Source organism: Neoluteolibacter marinus (genome assembly GCF_014904755.1).
In the GTDB taxonomy this organism is placed as follows: domain Bacteria; phylum Verrucomicrobiota; class Verrucomicrobiia; order Verrucomicrobiales; family Akkermansiaceae; genus Haloferula; species Haloferula marina.
On the sequence record NZ_JACZFQ010000036.1, the window covers coordinates 39,290 to 55,719 of the forward strand.

Consider the following 16,430-nt stretch of genomic DNA (forward strand, 5'->3'; position numbering starts at 1 on the left):
TTCACTGGCTGACACTGCCGCACCCATCCCTTTGAGCCGTCTTCACCCCAGCGTCCCGGAATCCGCCTGCCGCCTCAAGATGCGGCCGTGGCTACGCGCGGCGGTGGTGGTGGGGCAGGTTTTCTCGCTCGCCGTCTCGGCGACGACGGTGTGGCAGCCGGCGACGGACTACTCGATTTCTTTCCCGGGTGACCGGCTGGATTCGGCGCCGGCGATCAATCCCTTCGACAACTTCACCCACCTGGGATCCGACTTCGGTTGGATGGGTCCGGGGGAGAACCGGATCGACAGCCGCGCGGGTGCGATCCGCACCCGGCCGGACGGCGAGTGGACCGGGGCCTGGCACTCGTTGGCCGGTCTCGCCGCGGAACCGGAGCGGACCTTTGATCCCACCGACGTCACCGGACTCGGCGGGCCCGAGGCGGGGCGTGCCGGGGTGGTGGCGGTCACGGTGGATGCCCGCGGCCAGGGCGAGCTGAGGGTGGAGCTGGCGGACATCCACAAGATGGTGCGCTGGGCGAGAACCATGGTGTTGCAGCCGGGCGAGCGCACGCGGCACCGCTTCGAGGTCAACGCCGGGGAGCTGGGGCCCTTGAAGTTCATCAACTGGGTGGCCGAGCCGGGTTGCGCGGCGGAGATCTCGTCGATCGGTTTCGAGGTCGAGCGACCGGCGATCAGCGAGGAGGAGTGGATGCTGCGGCTTTCGCTGGGAAAACTGCGCCGCTGCCATGACCCGGAGTCCGGGCTGACCCGCGATCGCGCGCATTTGCCGGCCGGGGTCTTCGACTCCGTCACCTCGGCCGGTCTCCACGCTCTGGCCAGCGCGGCGGCCGCCCGCGAAGGGATTCTCGACCGGGAACAGGTGGCGGGCGAAATCCGCAGGACCACCCGGGCGCTGATCGAACTGCCCAAGGCCGCCGGGTTCCTTCCCCACTTCACCTGCCGCGACGGGGAGGGCAGGACGGTGCTCCATCCCGGTACCGAATTCAGCACCGTGGACACCGCGATCGCCCTGATCAGCCTGCGGCTGGCGGCGCAGGTGCTTGAGCTGGCCGATGTTTCCGACGCCGTGGCCACGATGATTGGCGAGCTCGACTTCGACCTGGTGACCAGCCCCGACGGATGGATCGGACATGGCTTCGCGGAAGACGGGACCACGCCGCTGGCCAGCAAGTGGCGCGATTGGGGCGGGGAGACAGCCTTGGTGCTAGCCTTGGAGTCGATGGTCCACGGCCGCGAGCCGCGCGGCAAGATGGAGCGGGGTGGTCGGGTTTTCCGCGGCGTCGAGTTCATCGCGGAGATCCAGAGCCTGTTCTTTCCCGACTTCGACCGGCCCGAGCCGGACCGGGTCTCCGGGACGGATTGGCCGGCGGCGCGGCGCGATCTGTTGGAGCGCCAGCGGGGCTATTTCCCGAAATACTGGGTGGACTCGGCGGCGGCCCGGGCCGGCCTGTTCGGGCTTTCCGGCGGCGAGGCCGGGATGCCGGGCGAAGGCTACAATGCGGCCGGCACCGACGTTCCCGATCTGCGCTGGCTCTACCCGCACGCGATGGTGATGGGGCTGGCGCTGAGCGATCGCAGCCGCTACCGCGAGGGGATCTTCCAACTGGACGACGCCGGGTTGTTGTTCCCCCAGGGCCTCCCGGAAAATGCCGAGATCGATCTGGTCCGGCACAATCCGATGCAGGGCTCCTTGAATGCCGGCTTCGAAGCGATCGCCGCCTACCACGGGTGGCGGCGCGATGGCGCGGACGTGATCGATGCCGCCTGCCGCGGGGATGCCGTGCTGCGGGCGGCGGTCCGGAGATTCTGGCCCGACTGAAGCGCCGGCACCGGGGTCATCGGTGGAACGGGGATCTCCGGACCGCGGTGTTTTTTCTTCATTGCCGCAGGGCGACGCGCGGTTTCAGATTAAGGAAATTCAATACATGGAGGATCGATATGAAATGCGCGGGAAGCTGGGACAAGGTGGTCTTGGCGCCGTTTTCCGTGCCTGGGACCACGCGCTGAAAAGGGAAGTGGCGGTCAAACGCATCCTTTCCGGCGAAGCCGGCGAACAGCGCGACGAGGCAACCCGCCAGATGGAAAAGGAAACCGGTGCCCTCGCCGCGCTCCAGCATCCCAACATCGTGACCATCTACGACGTCGGTTCCGACGAGGAAGGTCCGTTCGTGGTGATGGAGTTGCTGACCGGCGAGACCCTCGACGAGATCGTCGCCAAGGCCCCGCTGACCTGGCGCGACTTCCGCGAGCTGGTCCTGCAGATCCAGGAAGGATTGGTCGCGGCGCAGGATCTCGGTCTGGTCCACCGTGACCTGAAGCCGTCGAACGTGATGGTGAACTGGCTTCCCTCGGGCCGCTTCCAGGCGAAGATCGTCGACTTCGGTCTGGCCAAGTTCTGCCCGAAGCCGGAGGAGCAAACCGTTGACCTGAACGACTCCGTTTTCGGCTCGATCTTCTTCATGGCGCCCGAGCAATTCGAACGCGGGGCGCTCGACTCGCGGGTCGACATGTATGCCATCGGCAGCGTCTACTACTACACCCTCACCGGGCAGTCGCCGTTCCAGGGCGACACCGGGCCGCAGGTGATGGCGGCCCACCTCGAGCACCGGGTGATCCCGCTCGGCCAGCTGCGGCCGGACATCCCGAAGTGGGCCGCGGACTGGGTCATGTGGCACATCAACCGCCTGCCGGACGAGCGGCCTGAGAACGCCCGCGAGTCGCTGAAATCCTTCATCCAACTCGACGTTCCGACGACCCAATCCATGGCTCCCGCCGAACCTCAACCCGAGGCCCCCAAACGCCCCCGCCTGGTGATCCCCGGTGCCGCCCCGCCGCCGGAACCGACGCCGGTTCCCGAGCCGGCCATCACCCAGACCGCCCCGCAGCCGCTGGCCCCGCCGTCCGGCGCGCCACCCAGCTTGCACACGACGTCGCAACAGTCCGCGGCCGAGGCGAATCCGGAACCCTCGCCCGCCGCGCCGCCGCCGGCCGCCACGGTCATGCCGGCGACCGCGGTGACGGTCACCGCGACGCCGACCGGACCCGCCGCACGCACCCAGGCCGCGGGAACCCGGCCGGCCGGCGGCCAGCCGTCGATGGTTCCGGCGAAAAAGGGCTTGGGCAACGGCGCGAAGGGCGCCATCGCCGCCGTGCTCGGGGTAGTGGTCCTGATTATCGCAGGCTTGCTCGCCAACAAGGCGGGTGAAAGCAAGAAGGCCGACCTCTACAACCGCATCGTCAAGCAGGCCGCCGAGTCGTCCGATCCGATCCCGGTCAATGCCGAGGAACTCAAGATCCTGCTGGAGTCCGTGGTCACTCCCGGGTCCAACGCGGAGCGCGAAACGGTTTACAAGGCGCTCTATCTCGCCGAGGCCGCGGATAGCACCGACATCGACGATGTGCTGGTCGACGCCGCCACCACGACGGAAATGAACTCGTCGATCCGGGAAGCCCTGCTGTCCCGCATCGTCGCCCAGCGGAAGAATCCCTCCGTGATTCCCAAGCTGCTGGCCTTCGCCCGCAACACCAATGACGAGAAGGGTGCCACGGCGGCGCTGGAGGCGGTCAAGAAACTCGGTGGCGGCGACCAGTTCGCCGAGCTCCTCGACGTCGTCCAGTTCACCGGCAACACCGAGATCCGCAAGGCCGCCGAGGCGGCGGCCGGCTACGTGGTGTCGAATTCCCCGCGTCCGCAGCAGTTCGCCGGCACCCTGGCTTCCGCCTATGCCGCGGCAACCAGCGAGGATACCCGCCACGCCTTGTTGCGCCTGCTCGGCCGCGCCGGGGGCGCCAATGCCTCGGCGATCGTCACCAAGTCGCTCAAGGAGGGCTCGGATCTCGACAAGCAGAGTGCGATCTTCTCGATCCAGCAGTGGGTCGATGACTCGATGTTCGAGACCTTGACCAATTTCATGGTCGAGACCGACGACGAGCGCTTACGCGCCACCGCCTTCAAGGCGGCGATGGTCTTCATGCGGGACAAGACGCGGAAGCGCTCCGAGGAAGCCAGCGAGGCGTTCTGGAAGATCCTGGCCGAACGGGCCAACAACCCCTCCGAACAACTGGATGTCATCCGCAGCCTCGTCAACCTCGAGCCGAAAGCGTGGTCGATGGCCATTGTCGAAGGTTTCACCGATCCCTCGGGTGCCGACAAGGTGGTCGACATCGCGGAAAAGGGGCTGCGCCTGATGAAGAGCAAGATGAAGGAGGACGAGTAATCCGCCCGTCTCCGCGAGAGCCCCGGTCGCCCCTGGCACCGGGGCGTTTTCGTATTTGGAACTGTCGAAAAGACCGCGAAGAAGGATTGGACGATCCCGGTCCGGCGTACATCCTCCGCCTCACCATGCTCGACATCCGCGAGATCCGCGACCACGCCGACACCGTCCGCGAGCGCCTCAAGGCGCGCGGGGGAAACCATTGGACGCTCATCGATGAAGTGCTCGCCTGCGACGAATCCCGCCGCGCGGCCGAAACCGACAAGCAGCACCTCCAGTCGGAGCGCAAGTCGACGTCCAAGCAGATCGGCATGCTCAAGGGCAAGGGCGAGGACACCTCGGCGATTGAAGCCGAGGTGCGGGCGATCAACGACAAGATCGCCGCGCTCGACGCAGCATCCGAAGCCGCCGGCCAGCGCCAGCACGAGCTGCTGATGGAGATTCCCAACATGCCGCACCCCGATTGTCCGGTCGGTTCGGATGAGACCGCCAATCCGGTGGTCCGGGAGTGGGGCGAAAAGCCGGCGCTCGAGGAGCCGAAGGACCACCTGGTGCTCGCCGAGCAGCTCGGGATCATTTCGCTGGAGGACGCCACCCGCATCGCCGGATCGGGCTTCGCGGTGTTCCGCGGCCAGGGCGCCCGTCTGGAGCGTGCGCTCATCGGCTTCCTGCTCGACCTCCAGTCGGGCGAGAACGGCTACGAGGAGGTCAACGTGCCTCACGTGGTCCTGCGCGAGTGCATGGAAGGCACCGGCCAGCTGCCGAAGTTCGAGGACGACATGTACGGCACCGATGCCGGGGAGGACGGCCGCAACCAGCTGTTCCTCGCGCCGACCGCCGAGGTGCCGGTGACCAACCTCTACCGCGACACCCTGCTCGCCGAGGCCGACCTGCCGAAGAAGCTGGTCGCCTGCACGCCGTGCTTCCGCCGCGAGGCCGGCAGCGCCGGCCGCGACAACCGCGGGATCATCCGCATGCACCAGTTCGACAAGGTCGAGCTCGTCCAGCTGGTTCATCCCGACCGCGGGCTGGAAACCCTGGAGGAGCTGACCGCCCACGCCGAGTCCGCGTTGCAAAAGCTCGGCCTCCATTACCGGACGATCGAGCTTTGCACCGGCGACCTCGGCGCGAACTCGGCCAAGACCTACGACATCGAGGTTTGGGCGCCGGGGCAGGGGAAGTACCTCGAGGTTTCGAGCTGCTCGTGGTTCAGCGATTTCCAGGCGCGGCGGATGAAGCTGCGCTTCAAGGACAGCGACGGGAAGAACCGCTTCTGCCACACCCTCAACGGCTCGGGCACCGCGCTTCCACGGCTCTACGTGGCGTTGCTCGAGCAGTGCCAGCAGCCGGACGGCTCGATCAAGGTCCCGGCCGCGCTGGTGCCCTACTTCGGCGCCGGAGAGATCCGCTGAGATCCTTGGAGTGCGGTGGCAGAGCGCAGCGTCGACACCGCTTTCGAACGATCTTGCAGGTCCGCCAGTTTCTCCCGTGACCGAGTGAGGCTGACGTTCCGAATCGGAAGTCCCAGCGCTGCTTCGGATCTTCAAGCCGAGGCGACCCGCAACAAAGCGCCGTCGCCGTCCCTGCAGGACTCTGCCGGCGCACTCCAAGGTTCGATCCCGCCGCGGCAACACTTTGGAGTGCGGTGGCAGAGCGCAGCGGCGACACCGCTTTCGGAGGATCTTGCCGGTCCGCCAGATTCTCCCGTGACCGCGCAAGGCGTGCGCTTTGAATCGCAAGTCCAATCGCTGCCACGGATCTTCAAGCCGAGGCGACCCGCAACGAAGCGCCGTCGCCGGTCGCTGCGCGCCCTCTGCCGGCGCACTCCAAAGATTCGCCTCGCCAGCAATGCGGAAAGCGCGGCACGCTAGCGACCGTGATGAAAGCGCCCGGCTGGCCCCACGCCCCTCCGCATCACTTGGGATCGGTCCACCCATTTCTCGTTACGGCGGGAACCTACGGGAAGCTCCATCACTTCCGGCATCCTTCCCGTCTCGATGTCCTTCAGCGTGGACTTTTGCAGCTGACCTCGGACTTCAATTGGCAGCTCGAGGCCTGGGCAGTCTTTTCAAACCACTACCACTTCATCGCCCGGCCATGCCATCAAGGTGACGGCGAGTCGCTCAAGCCGATGCTGTCCCGCCTTCACGAAAAGACGGCCAAGTGGATCAACAAGCTCGATGGCCAGCCGGGACGGAAAGTCTGGCACAACTTCCGGGACAGCATTCTCAGTTTCGAGAAGTCATACTTGGCACGGCTCAACTACGTGCACTGCAATCCGGTGCACCACCACCTCGTGCCAGACGCCGGTCAGTATCCCTGGTGCTCCGCTTCATAGTTCCGGCAGTCCGCCGACCCCGCGTTCGTGAAAACCGTCGGCTCGTTCAAGACCGACCGGTTGAACGTTCCCGATGACTATTCTCCAGAGTTGGAGTGCTGACCTTTGGAGTGCGGTGGCAGAGCGCTGCGGCGACACCGCTTTCGGAGGACCTTGCCGGTCCGCCAGTTTCTCCAGTAGCGCGCGAGGCGAACCTTTCGAATCGCAAGTCCCAGCGCTGCTTCGGATCTTCAAGCCGAGGCAACCCGCAACAAAGCGCCGTCGCCGTCCCTGCAGGGCTCTGCCGGCGCACTCCAAGGTTCGATCCCGCCGCGGCAACCCTTTGGAGTGCGGTGGCAGAGCGAAGCGGCGACACCGCTTTCGGAGGACCCTGACAGTCCGCCAGATTCTCCAGTAGCGCGCGAGGCGAACCTTTCGAATCGCAAGTCCCAGCGCTGTTTCGGATCTTCAAGCCGAGGCAACCCGCAACAAAGCGCCGTCGCCGTCCTTGCAGGACTCTGCCGGCGCACTCCAAGGTTTCACTCGCCCTTCACCGCCAGCACGTAGGACAGCACCGCCTTCTCGTCGTCGGGAGCGAGGCCGGCGTGGCGGATCATCTTGGGCATGGCGTCTTCCCACTCGTCGACGTCGAGTTCCTCGGGGATCATGTAGTTGTGGCACTCGCCGCACTTCAGCATGTAGGTGACATGGCCGTGCTGCAGGGTCGGCAGCGGCGTGCCGCTGCGCTTGGCCATCGCGGCGTCCGGATTCGGTACCTCGGAAATCCCGCCCACCGCCGGCTCGTCCGGGGTCACGATGTTGCCGTCCGCGGGAATGTTCCCGCTGCCCGCACATCCCGCCAGGACCATGGCGAGCCCCGCCGCTCCGATCATGTTTCGCATGGCGGAACCCTAGCGGGAGCCGGATTTGGGTGGAAAGGAGAAAGCAGAGGGCAGAGGGCAGAGGGCAGAGGGCAGAGGGCAGAGGGCAGAGGGCAGAGGGCAGAGGGCAGAGGGCAGAGGGCAGAGGGCAGAGGGCGGTTGCTGATTTCAGCTTTCAGCTTTTCCAATTTCCGCTTTTGCCTCCTCAGACCAGACCGTCCTTCCGCGCCTGCTTCCAGTAGGCATACTCGGAGCGGTTGAAATCGACGTATTCCGGCGAGAGGTCGCTACTGTACATGCAGTATTCCGCGTCGCCCTGGTTGAGGTTGATGTCGATCTGGAATTCCCGCTGCGCGGCGATTTCCCGCAGCTCGTCCATCGGCGTCGGTCCCTGCAGGCCGCCGAGGCAGGCAGGCTTGCCGTCGTAGCAGATGTCGACGAGTTCCTCGCGGATCCGCGCCCGCGAGTAGCCCACCGCGTGCAGTACCCGGCCCCAGTTCGGGTCGCCGCCGTTCCACGACGACTTCACCAGCGCGGACTTGCAAACCGCCTCGGCCACCAGCTTGGCGTCGAGGTAGGTGCGGGCGCCACTGACCTGCACGGTGACGAACTTGGTCACCCGCTCGCCGTCGCGCACGATCGCCTTGGCCAGCTCCAGCATGACCCAGTTCAAGGCCTTGCGGAACTGCTTGCAGAGCGCGCTGCCGCGGCGGAACGACGGCATGCCCGAACGGCCGTTGGCCAGCACCAGCACGGTGTCGTTGGTGCTCATGTCGCCGTCGATGGTGATCCGGTTGAAGCTGTCATCCACGCCCTCGAGCACCGCCTTGCGCAGGTTGTCGCGGGTCACGTTGGCGTCGGTGGTGATGAAGCACAGCATCGTCGCCATGCTCGGGGAAATCATGCCCGCGCCCTTCACGCAGCCGCCGATCCGCACGCGGTGGCCGCCGAGGTCGAAGGAGATCGCGATCTCCTTGTGGTGGGTGTCGCTGGTGATGATCGCCTTGGCGACGTCCGTGCCCTGGCCGCTGCCGAGCTTTTCCACCAGCTCATCGAAGCGCGGCTCGATGCGCGTCATCGGCAGCGGCAGGCCGATCACCCCGGTCGAACACACGCCGACCTCGCTGCGGGTGAGACCGAGAGGTTTGGCGACGGCCTTGCACATCAGCTTGGCGTCGTTGACCCCCTGGACGCCGGTGCAGGCGTTGGCGTTGCCGCTGTTGGCGACGATCGCGCGCAGGTCGCCCTTCCTCAAGTGGGCCTGGGAAAGCTTCACTGGAGCGGCCTTCACCCGGTTGATCGTGAAGGTCCCGGCGGAGGTGCAGGGGCTCTCCGAATAGATCAGCGCGAGGTCGAGGCGTTCGACCGCGGGATTCTTGATGCCGCACGAGATGGCGGAGCATTGGAAGCCGCGAGGAGCGCCGACGCCTCCTTTGATCCGGGTGACGGGGAAATCCATGGCTGGGTTTTGCAAGGGTGGGGGCGTGACGCTGAACCAATCTCACGCGCATTGCAACCCGGCGGTCTCGGGAAGCCCGAAAAGCAGGTTGAACGACTGCACCGCCTGCGACCCCGCGCCCTTGCCGAGGTTGTCCTCGGCGCTGCTCAGGATGATCCGGCCGGTCCGTGCGTCGTGGATCCAGCCGATGTCGATGAAGTTGGTGCGGGTCACGTTCTTGGTGTCCGCGCACGCGCCCTGGCCCAGCAGGCGGACGAACGCCGCGTCGCGATAGGCTTCCTCCAGGGCTTCCCCGATTCGTGCGGGCTCGATCCCGTCGCGGAGTTTTGCCGTCGTCGTGGTCGCGATGCCGGCATTCACCGGGATCAGGTGGGGGATGAAGGTGATCACCACCGGCTCGCCGGCCGCCAGGGAAAGCTCCTGCTCGATCTCCGACAGGTGGCGGTGCTTGGGGATGCCATAGGCGCGGGCGCTTTCGTTGCATTCGCAGAACAGCAGCGAGAGGTCGGCCTTGCGGCCGGCGCCGCTGACGCCGCTCATCGAGTTGGCCACGATCGTCGCGGGATCGAGCAGCCCCGCCTGGAGCAGCGGGATCAGCGGCAGTAGGATGCTGGTGGGGTAGCAGCCCGGCGAGGCGATCAGGCGGGCGGCCTTGATCGCGTCCGACCGGACTTCCGGCAGGCCGTACACCGCCTCGTCCAGCAGGGCGGGCGCCGGGTGGGCGTGGCCGTAGAACTCCTCGTAGACGGCGGCATCGTTGAGCCGGAAGTCGGCGCTCAGGTCGATCACCTTCAGGCCCCGCGCCAGCAAGGCCGTGGCGATTTCCGCCGCCACCCCGTGGGGCAGGGCCAGGAATGCCGCCTCCGCCCCGGTGGCCGCGATGGCGTCCGGATCCGGCATCATGAAGGGCAATCCGGCGCCCGGCAACTTGCGGAACCGCGGGAAAACATCGGACAGCGGCTTGCCGTCTTCCTGGCGCGAGGTCGCGGCAACGAGCTCCACCTGGGGATGGACCAGCAGGAGCCTGAGAAGCTCCTGCCCCGTGTATCCGCTGGCTCCGACGATGGCTGTCTTGATCCGCTTCATGGGGCGCGAAAATGCATGATTTTCAGGGCTTGCCAACCGGGATTTCCCCTGATTGTCTGCCCGCCCGTCGCCGACGAGGTAAACGGGCTGTGGCGCAGTCTGGTAGCGCACCTGCATGGGGTGTAGGGGGTCGTGGGTTCGAATCCCGCCAGCCCGATTCAAACCCGGTGGTCCGGAATTTCCGGATCACCGGGTTTGACGTTTCTTTGGAGTGCGGTGGCAGAGCGCAGCGGCGACACCGCTTTCGAGGGACCTAGGAATGCCCGTTCCTCTGTTCGCACCACCCGATCGCCGATACTCCGATCGCCAAGCCCGGATGCCTGTTTCAAGGTCTCATCGCACCTACCCCAAAGCGCCGTCGCCGGTCGCTGCGCTCCCTCTGCCGGCGCACTCCAAAGATCGATCCCGCCGCAGCAACACTTTGGAGTGCGGTGGCAGAGTGCAACGGCGACACCGCTTTCGAAGCACCGGCCGAGGCTCATCGCTCTCAAAGTCCCACCCGACCTCCCCGCTCCGACTCTCCAACCTAAAACGAGGAGCCCCCCGCCCCAAGTTCCCACCTCACCCCCAAAGCGCCGTCGCCGGTCACTGCGTTCCCTCTGCCGGCGCACTCCAAAGTTCGATCCCGCCGCGGCAACACTTTGGAGTGCGGTGGCAGAGTGCAACGGCGACACCGCTTTCGAAGCACCTGCCACGTCTCATCACTCTCAAAGTCCCACCCGACCTCCCCCCGCCGACTTTCCAACCCCAAACGAGGAGATCCCCGCCCCACGTTCCCGCCTCACCCCCCAAAGCGCCGTCGCCGGTCGCTGCGCTCCCTCTGCCGGCGCACTCCAAGGATCCATCGGAACGCCGTGCCCTGCATCCGCTGCAATTCAGCATCCCGAAATTTCAGCTTCTCCGATGTTCCGCCATTTCTCTTGCCCTGCTTCCTGCCCGTGGCTTGATCGGATCCGCTCTAACGACTTTTCACGCCGCAAGTCGCCCGGTGCCCTCCCAGATCATTCCGGAATGAATCCGCAGCCCCCTCTCCGTCACCTGATTTCCGCCCTTTGCCTGTCCATGCCGCTTTTCGGGCAGGACTTCGAAGCGCCGCTTGTATCCGCACCGTCCGGCTACACGGAGCCCACGACCTTCAGCGGCTTCGATGTCGGCGAGGCGCTGAGCGGGTTCAGCTTCGGCCTCGGATCCACCCTCGCGTATGATTCCAATGTCCGCGGCAGCGGGCCGGTTCGAAGCGGCGAAGGCGACACCATCCTCAGCGTCAGCCCGACGATCACCTATCGCGACCCCGGCGGCGACTTCACTTTCGGCGGGAGCTTCGCCCTGAACTACGCAACCTATTTCAGCAATTCCGATCTGGGCGGGCTCGGCTACAGCACGAATTTGCACGCCGGCTATCAGGGTGGTCGTTTTAGCTTGAAAGGAACCTTCGGTTCCAGTCTGCGGCAGGGCACCAATAACTACTACAACAACTCCTACGCCGAAACCTTGAGCTTCAATACCGGACTCAGCCTCGACTACCGGCTGAGCCCGAAGACCTCGATCAATTCACGCTTCAACTACAACTGGACCGAGCCGACCTCGGGGAACTTCGCCTCCACCTACAACCTCGGCTTCGACATCGCCGCATTGTGGAAGGCCACGCCGCTCACCAGCCTCGGGCCCGGTATCGCCTGGGACCAGAGCGGCGGCGACAACCGGCCCGACCGCCAGACCCTCGGGCCGATCTTGCGGGTCAAATACAAGCTTTCGCGGAAGGTGGCCCTTGATGGCACCTTCGGATATCAATTCTACCAGAGCGGCGGTGGCAGCCAGGACGGCGGTTTCACCACCGGTCTGGGTCTGAATTACCGGGCCTCTTCGCTCTGGGGAATGAACCTTTCGGTGTACAAGGGCACCACCGCCAACGGCGGGATCGGCGGCGGCTACCGCGATTCCACCAACTACCGCTTGGGTTATCATCGCAAGATCCGCCGGGCGCAGCTGACCACCGGGATCGGCTACGAGATCAGCGACGTGTCCGGCGGCGTGGCGGGAGGGCAGGACCAGGACAATTTCAACTGGGACATCGCGCTGGGCATGCCGGTTTTCTACAACCGGGTGCAGGCATCGCTTTTCTACCGCTGGCGCAGCAACTCGGGAAACAACGTCCGCTCGAACGACGGTTACACCACCGGCATCTCGCTCTCCACTGGCTTTTAGCTCCTTTGGAGTGCGGTGGCAGAGTGCAACGGCGACACCGCTTTCGAAGCACCGGCCGAGGCTCACCGCTCTCGGAGTCGCACCCGACCTCCCCGTGCCAATTCTCCAACCCCAAGCGAGGAGATTCCCCGCGCCCAGGTCACGCCTTCACCCCCAAAGCGCCGTCGCCGGTCGCTGCGCTCCCTTTGCCGGCGCACTCCAAGGTTCGATCCCGCCGCCGCAACCCTTTGGAGTGCGGTGGCAGAGTGCAACGGCGACACCGCTTTCGAAGCACCGAGCGAGTCTCACCGCTCTCGAAATCCCACCCGACCTCCCCGCGCCGACTCTCCAACTCCAAACGAGGAGATCCCCGTGCCCAGGTCCCGCCTCACTCCTCCCAAAGCGCCGTCGCCGGTCGCTGGCTCCCTCTGCCGGCGCACTCCAAAGTTCGATCTCGCCGCGGCAACCCTTTGGAGTGCGGTGGCAGAGTGCAACGGCGACACCGCTTTCGAAGCACCGGCCGAGGCTCACCACTCTCAAAGCCCCGCCCGACCTCCCCGCGTCGCTTCTCCAACCTCAACCGAGGAGCCCTCCGTGCCCAGGTCCCGCCTCACTCCCCCCAAAGCGCCGTCGCCGGACGCTGGCTCCCTCTGCCGGCGCACTCCAAGGTTCGATCCCGCCGCAGCAACCCTTTGGAGTGCGGTGGCAGAGTGCAACGGCGACACCGCTTTCGAAGCACCGGCCGAGTTTCACCACTCTCAAAGCCCCGCCCGACCTCCCCGCGTCGCTTCTCCAACCTCAACCGAGGAGCCCTCCGTGCCCAGGTCCCGCCTCACTCCCCCCAAAGCGCCGTCGCCGGTCTCCCGCCCCCTCTGCCAGCGCACTCCAAAGTCCCTTCAAGACAACAAATCACCGGATGCCAAAACAAATTTCCGCATATTTCTGATTGAGTTTCCTTGGCCCGGCCCGGAATCCGCTCTGCAAGCTTGTCACCCGAATTTCTTCATCTACCGTCCCTGCGCCATGCAATCCTCCCCCAAACTCTTGATCCTGCTGGCCATCTGCTTTTCAGCGCTGGCCCGAGCCCAGTCACCCGCCGATTCCGATCCCGTCCTGAAGGCCAATGATGTCATCCGGATGGAGGTGTTCGAGGAACCCGACCTCAGCACCCAGACCCGCATCCTGAAGTCCGGCGAGGTGGTCCTGCCATTGATCGGCACCGTCAAGATCTCCGGCCTCACCGTGGGCGACGCCAATGATGAGATCCGCAATCTCTACGCCCAGAAATACCTGGTCGATCCCAAGGTCAGCCTGACCATCGACGAGTACTCAAGCGACTATTTCTCCGTGATCGGCGAAGTGAACAACCCCGGCCAGTTCCCGATGCCGGCCAATGGCAAGTTCGACCTCTCCGCGGCGGTCGCCAGCGCCGGCGGCCTCAATGACGAGGCGGATCTCAACGGCGTCACCCTGACCCGCGCGGACGGTGGGACCTCGACCTATTCCGCCTCGTCGATCCCCAACAGCAAGGTGGCGATCCGGCCGGGAGACCGGATCGTGGTCGCCAAAAGCCCTTATGTCGGGAAATCCGTGACCATCGTTGGCCAGGTCCGCAAGGCCGGTCCCGTGCCCTTTCCCCGCGACGGCCGGCTCGATCTCGTTCTGGCCATTTCCCAGGCAGGCGGACTCACCGAACTGGCCAATGCCAAGAAGGTGAGCATCAACCGTCGCGGTGAGGTGAGCACGGTCAACTACAAGGAAATGACGGACAAGGGTACCTCCCGCTACATGTTGCAACCAGGCGATATCGTCACCGTGGCCGAGCGGTTCCTATGAGTGATCCCTCGCCCTGGGCCCGGATCCGCCCCGGGAGGCGCAGGCCGGGTAGAATGATTCACTTCCGTCTCTCGGGGCTTGTCCAAACCCACAACCCGGGCCTTTGATCCCGGGCATCTTCATTTCCCTGTCTCATCTCCATGTCGCGACTTCCTGCCTACCCTCAATCCTTCGAGGACGAATTCGAAGAGGATGATTACTCCGAGGGTCCCAAGCGGCAGGATTCCAACCTGAAGCTCAAGCGGCTGCTGCTGGACCTCGTCGGGCGCTGGTACTGGCCGGCTTTCGGTCTCGTCCTCGGCTTTCTTGCCGCCGGCTACTATCTGTCCAAGGCCCCCAAGCAGTACACCGCCACCTCGACCCTGCTGATCAAGCAGCAGACTGCCAGCGTGATGTCGCGCGACCAGGTCGAGGAGATCGACATGCGCAGCCAGGAGGGCATGAACACGGTGGCGGCGCGGATCCAGCGACTTGACCTGCTCGAGCGGGTGGCCTCGCGCCAGGACGTGCGTGAACTACCCGGGCTGATGCCGGCTCCGGTCGATTGGACGCCGGAGTGGGTGAAGGACAAGCTTGGCAAGGCCGACGCCACCGCCGATGCCGCACCGCGGACCGGCGCCACACCCCCGCCGCCGGCGGTCCTGGGCGGCATGATCGGCGGTTGGATGGAGATTTCGATCCGCAAGTTCACCCGGTTGATGGACATCTCCATCACCCATCCGGTGCCGGAGGTGTCGAAAGCCCTGGCCGACGCCGTGGCCCGCGAGTACCTCGCCGAAATCGCCAATGCCCGCACCGAAGGCCGCACCAGCTCGATCGATCTCCTTCAAAAGGAGTCGGATGAGGCCCGCAACAGCCTGCAGGTTGCGCGGAGCGCCCTGGCGACCTATGCGCGGGCCCTGGAAGCGCACAAGGCCCTGGACATCAAGGAGACCGAGGTGGCCGTCCTGCAGCGGCGCTACCTTCCGGCCCACCCGAAAATGATCGCCGCCACCGCGGAGCTGGATCGCCTCAAGGAGCGCTTCATCCGCGAATTCGACGTCGCCCGCTCCGCCCCGTCGGACAAGAGCTACTGGGACGGCACGGCGAAAGAGTTCTCGGAACATGCGGACCGCTCCGACGACTACTTGCGGGCGGCTCGCCAGCACTTGCTTGCCCGCATCGGCGTGCTCGAAAGCGAGATCCAGAGTTCCACCAGCGTGTTCAACAGCATGCTGACGCGGCTGGAGGAATCCAGCGTCAACCAGGAGTCGGAGGAATCCAGCGCCGAGGTTAGCAGCCTCGCCCGGGTCCCCGGCGGGCCGTCGGGACCGGTCGCCAAGAAAATCTACACCTCGGGCATTGCCGGCGGCTTTGCCTGCGGCCTGCTGATCGCCTTCCTTTTCGTCCGGCTCGACAACAAGTTCCACACCGTCGCCCAGATCGCCGCCGAGACCGACACCACCGTGCTCGCCGCCATCTCCGATATCCACCCGCGGCACCTCGCGGTGGCCGAGAAGCAGTACTACAAGCGCCATCCAGACGACACCCGCGACCATCACGACGACTGGGACGAGCGCCTCGTCTTCCGGCCCGGCACCGCCTCCACCAGCTACGCCGAGATGTACCGCGTGTTGCGTGCCTCGGTGTCCCTGCTGGGCGACGAGACCAAGCGCAAGATCACCCTTTTCTCCAGCGCCCTGCCGGGGGAAGGCAAGACCTCGACGTCCGCGAACTTCGCCCTCGCCGCGGCCGGGCAGGGGAGGAAGACCCTGCTCATCGACCTCGACCTCCGCAAGCCGTCGGTCCACCGCAGCTTCGGCATGGAGCGTGAACGGGAGAAAGGCGGCATTACCGAGTGCCTCGCCAACATCGCCCCGTTCCACGACGTCATCGTCCGCGACACCGGCGAGGAAAACCTCCACCTCATCCTCTCCGGCAAGCGCGCCCCCAACCCCGGCGAGCTGCTCGACATCACCCGCCTCAAGGCCATCCTCGCCCAGGCCTGCCGCGAGTATGACGTCGTCGTCCTCGACACCGCGCCGCTGCTTGCCGTCCCCGATACCCGGATCATCGCCCCGTTGGCCCACAACGTCTGCCTCGTCGCCCGCGCCGAATACGCCCCCAAGGGCGCCATCCGCCGCGTCCTCGAGGTCCTCGACGAGGACGGCACCAAGCTCAGCGGCATCGTCTTCAACGGCTTCAAGGAGAAGCGCCGCCTGATGGGTGAGAACTACTCCTACGGCTACTACAAGACCAGCCGCTACGGCCGCGCCTACCGCTACGGCTACGGCGCCTATGGAGCCTACGGCGAGGACGATCAGGACGACAAGCCGCGGAAGAACAAGCGCAAGAAGCGGCGGAGAAGCGTTTGAGGGGGGGGCAGAGGGCAGAGGGCAGAGGGCAGAGGGCAGAGGGCAGAGGGCAGAGGGCAGAGGGCAGAGGGCAGAGGGCAGAGGGCAGAGGGCAGA

10 protein-coding genes and 1 tRNA gene are annotated in these 16,430 nt (G+C 65.6%); 8 read left to right on the forward strand and 3 right to left on the reverse strand.

Annotated elements, in window-relative coordinates:
- Nucleotides 1-31: 31 nt before the first annotated feature.
- From IG178_RS09110 to IG178_RS25465, 4 genes are all read left to right on the forward strand, one after another.
- The gene (locus IG178_RS09110; RefSeq protein WP_193212232.1) at nucleotides 32-1,822 is read left to right on the forward strand and encodes a hypothetical protein; all 1,791 of its coding nucleotides are present in this window, start codon (nucleotides 32-34) and stop codon (nucleotides 1,820-1,822) included.
- A gap of 106 nt (nucleotides 1,823-1,928) precedes the next feature.
- Nucleotides 1,929-4,220 (forward strand): serine/threonine-protein kinase, encoded by a 2,292-nt coding sequence (locus IG178_RS09115; protein WP_193212233.1) that lies wholly within the window; start codon nucleotides 1,929-1,931, stop codon nucleotides 4,218-4,220.
- Between the two features lie 125 nt (nucleotides 4,221-4,345).
- Nucleotides 4,346-5,629 carry a serine--tRNA ligase gene (gene serS / locus IG178_RS09120; protein ID WP_193212234.1) on the forward strand — a complete coding sequence of 428 codons (1,284 nt, stop codon included), beginning with the start codon at nucleotides 4,346-4,348 and terminating at the stop codon, nucleotides 5,627-5,629.
- Nucleotides 5,630-6,234: 605 nt separating this feature from the next.
- The gene (locus tag IG178_RS25465; RefSeq protein WP_226895219.1) at nucleotides 6,235-6,555 is read left to right on the forward strand and encodes a hypothetical protein; all 321 of its coding nucleotides are present in this window, start codon (nucleotides 6,235-6,237) and stop codon (nucleotides 6,553-6,555) included.
- A gap of 518 nt (nucleotides 6,556-7,073) precedes the next feature.
- Here IG178_RS25465 and IG178_RS09130 read toward each other — a convergent pair.
- From IG178_RS09130 to argC, 3 genes are all read right to left on the reverse strand, one after another.
- Complete coding sequence (locus tag IG178_RS09130) at nucleotides 7,074-7,436, reverse strand: hypothetical protein (RefSeq protein ID WP_193212235.1); 363 nt, start codon at nucleotides 7,434-7,436, stop codon at nucleotides 7,074-7,076.
- A 184-nt stretch (nucleotides 7,437-7,620) separates the two neighbouring features.
- Complete coding sequence (argJ, locus tag IG178_RS09135; protein WP_193212236.1) at nucleotides 7,621-8,874, reverse strand: bifunctional glutamate N-acetyltransferase/amino-acid acetyltransferase ArgJ; 1,254 nt, start codon at nucleotides 8,872-8,874, stop codon at nucleotides 7,621-7,623.
- Nucleotides 8,875-8,916: 42 nt separating this feature from the next.
- Nucleotides 8,917-9,960: an N-acetyl-gamma-glutamyl-phosphate reductase gene (gene argC, locus IG178_RS09140; protein WP_193212237.1), complete on the reverse strand. Its 1,044-nt coding sequence runs from the start codon at nucleotides 9,958-9,960 to the stop codon at nucleotides 8,917-8,919.
- 83 nt (nucleotides 9,961-10,043) lie between these two features.
- Here argC and IG178_RS09145 point away from each other — a divergent pair.
- The 4 genes from IG178_RS09145 (at nucleotide 10,044) to IG178_RS09160 (ending at nucleotide 16,334) form a co-directional block, all read left to right on the forward strand.
- Nucleotides 10,044-10,117 (forward strand) — tRNA-Pro (locus tag IG178_RS09145).
- Between the two features lie 854 nt (nucleotides 10,118-10,971).
- Nucleotides 10,972-12,165 (forward strand): porin family protein, encoded by a 1,194-nt coding sequence (locus IG178_RS09150; protein ID WP_193212238.1) that lies wholly within the window; start codon nucleotides 10,972-10,974, stop codon nucleotides 12,163-12,165.
- A 1,002-nt stretch (nucleotides 12,166-13,167) separates the two neighbouring features.
- Nucleotides 13,168-13,980, forward strand: a complete 813-nt coding sequence (locus tag IG178_RS09155) for a polysaccharide biosynthesis/export family protein (protein WP_193212239.1) — start codon at nucleotides 13,168-13,170, stop codon at nucleotides 13,978-13,980.
- A 140-nt stretch (nucleotides 13,981-14,120) separates the two neighbouring features.
- Nucleotides 14,121-16,334 carry a polysaccharide biosynthesis tyrosine autokinase gene (locus IG178_RS09160; RefSeq protein ID WP_193212240.1) on the forward strand — a complete coding sequence of 738 codons (2,214 nt, stop codon included), beginning with the start codon at nucleotides 14,121-14,123 and terminating at the stop codon, nucleotides 16,332-16,334.
- Nucleotides 16,335-16,430 lie beyond the last annotated feature (96 nt).

What these genes read in the sequence shown, in the direction of transcription:
- IG178_RS09115 (WP_193212233.1), top strand. Translation starts at nt 1,929, where the DNA reads ATGGAGGATCGATATGAAATGCGCGGGAAGCTGGGACAAGGTGGTCTT.
- serS (WP_193212234.1), top strand. Translation starts at nt 4,346, where the DNA reads ATGCTCGACATCCGCGAGATCCGCGACCACGCCGACACCGTCCGCGAG.
- IG178_RS09130 (WP_193212235.1), bottom strand. Translation starts at nt 7,436, where the DNA reads ATGCGAAACATGATCGGAGCGGCGGGGCTCGCCATGGTCCTGGCGGGA.
- argJ (WP_193212236.1), bottom strand. Translation starts at nt 8,874, where the DNA reads ATGGATTTCCCCGTCACCCGGATCAAAGGAGGCGTCGGCGCTCCTCGC.
- argC (WP_193212237.1), bottom strand. Translation starts at nt 9,960, where the DNA reads ATGAAGCGGATCAAGACAGCCATCGTCGGAGCCAGCGGATACACGGGG.
- IG178_RS09150 (WP_193212238.1), top strand. Translation starts at nt 10,972, where the DNA reads ATGAATCCGCAGCCCCCTCTCCGTCACCTGATTTCCGCCCTTTGCCTG.
- IG178_RS09155 (WP_193212239.1), top strand. Translation starts at nt 13,168, where the DNA reads ATGCAATCCTCCCCCAAACTCTTGATCCTGCTGGCCATCTGCTTTTCA.
- IG178_RS09160 (WP_193212240.1), top strand. Translation starts at nt 14,121, where the DNA reads ATGTCGCGACTTCCTGCCTACCCTCAATCCTTCGAGGACGAATTCGAA.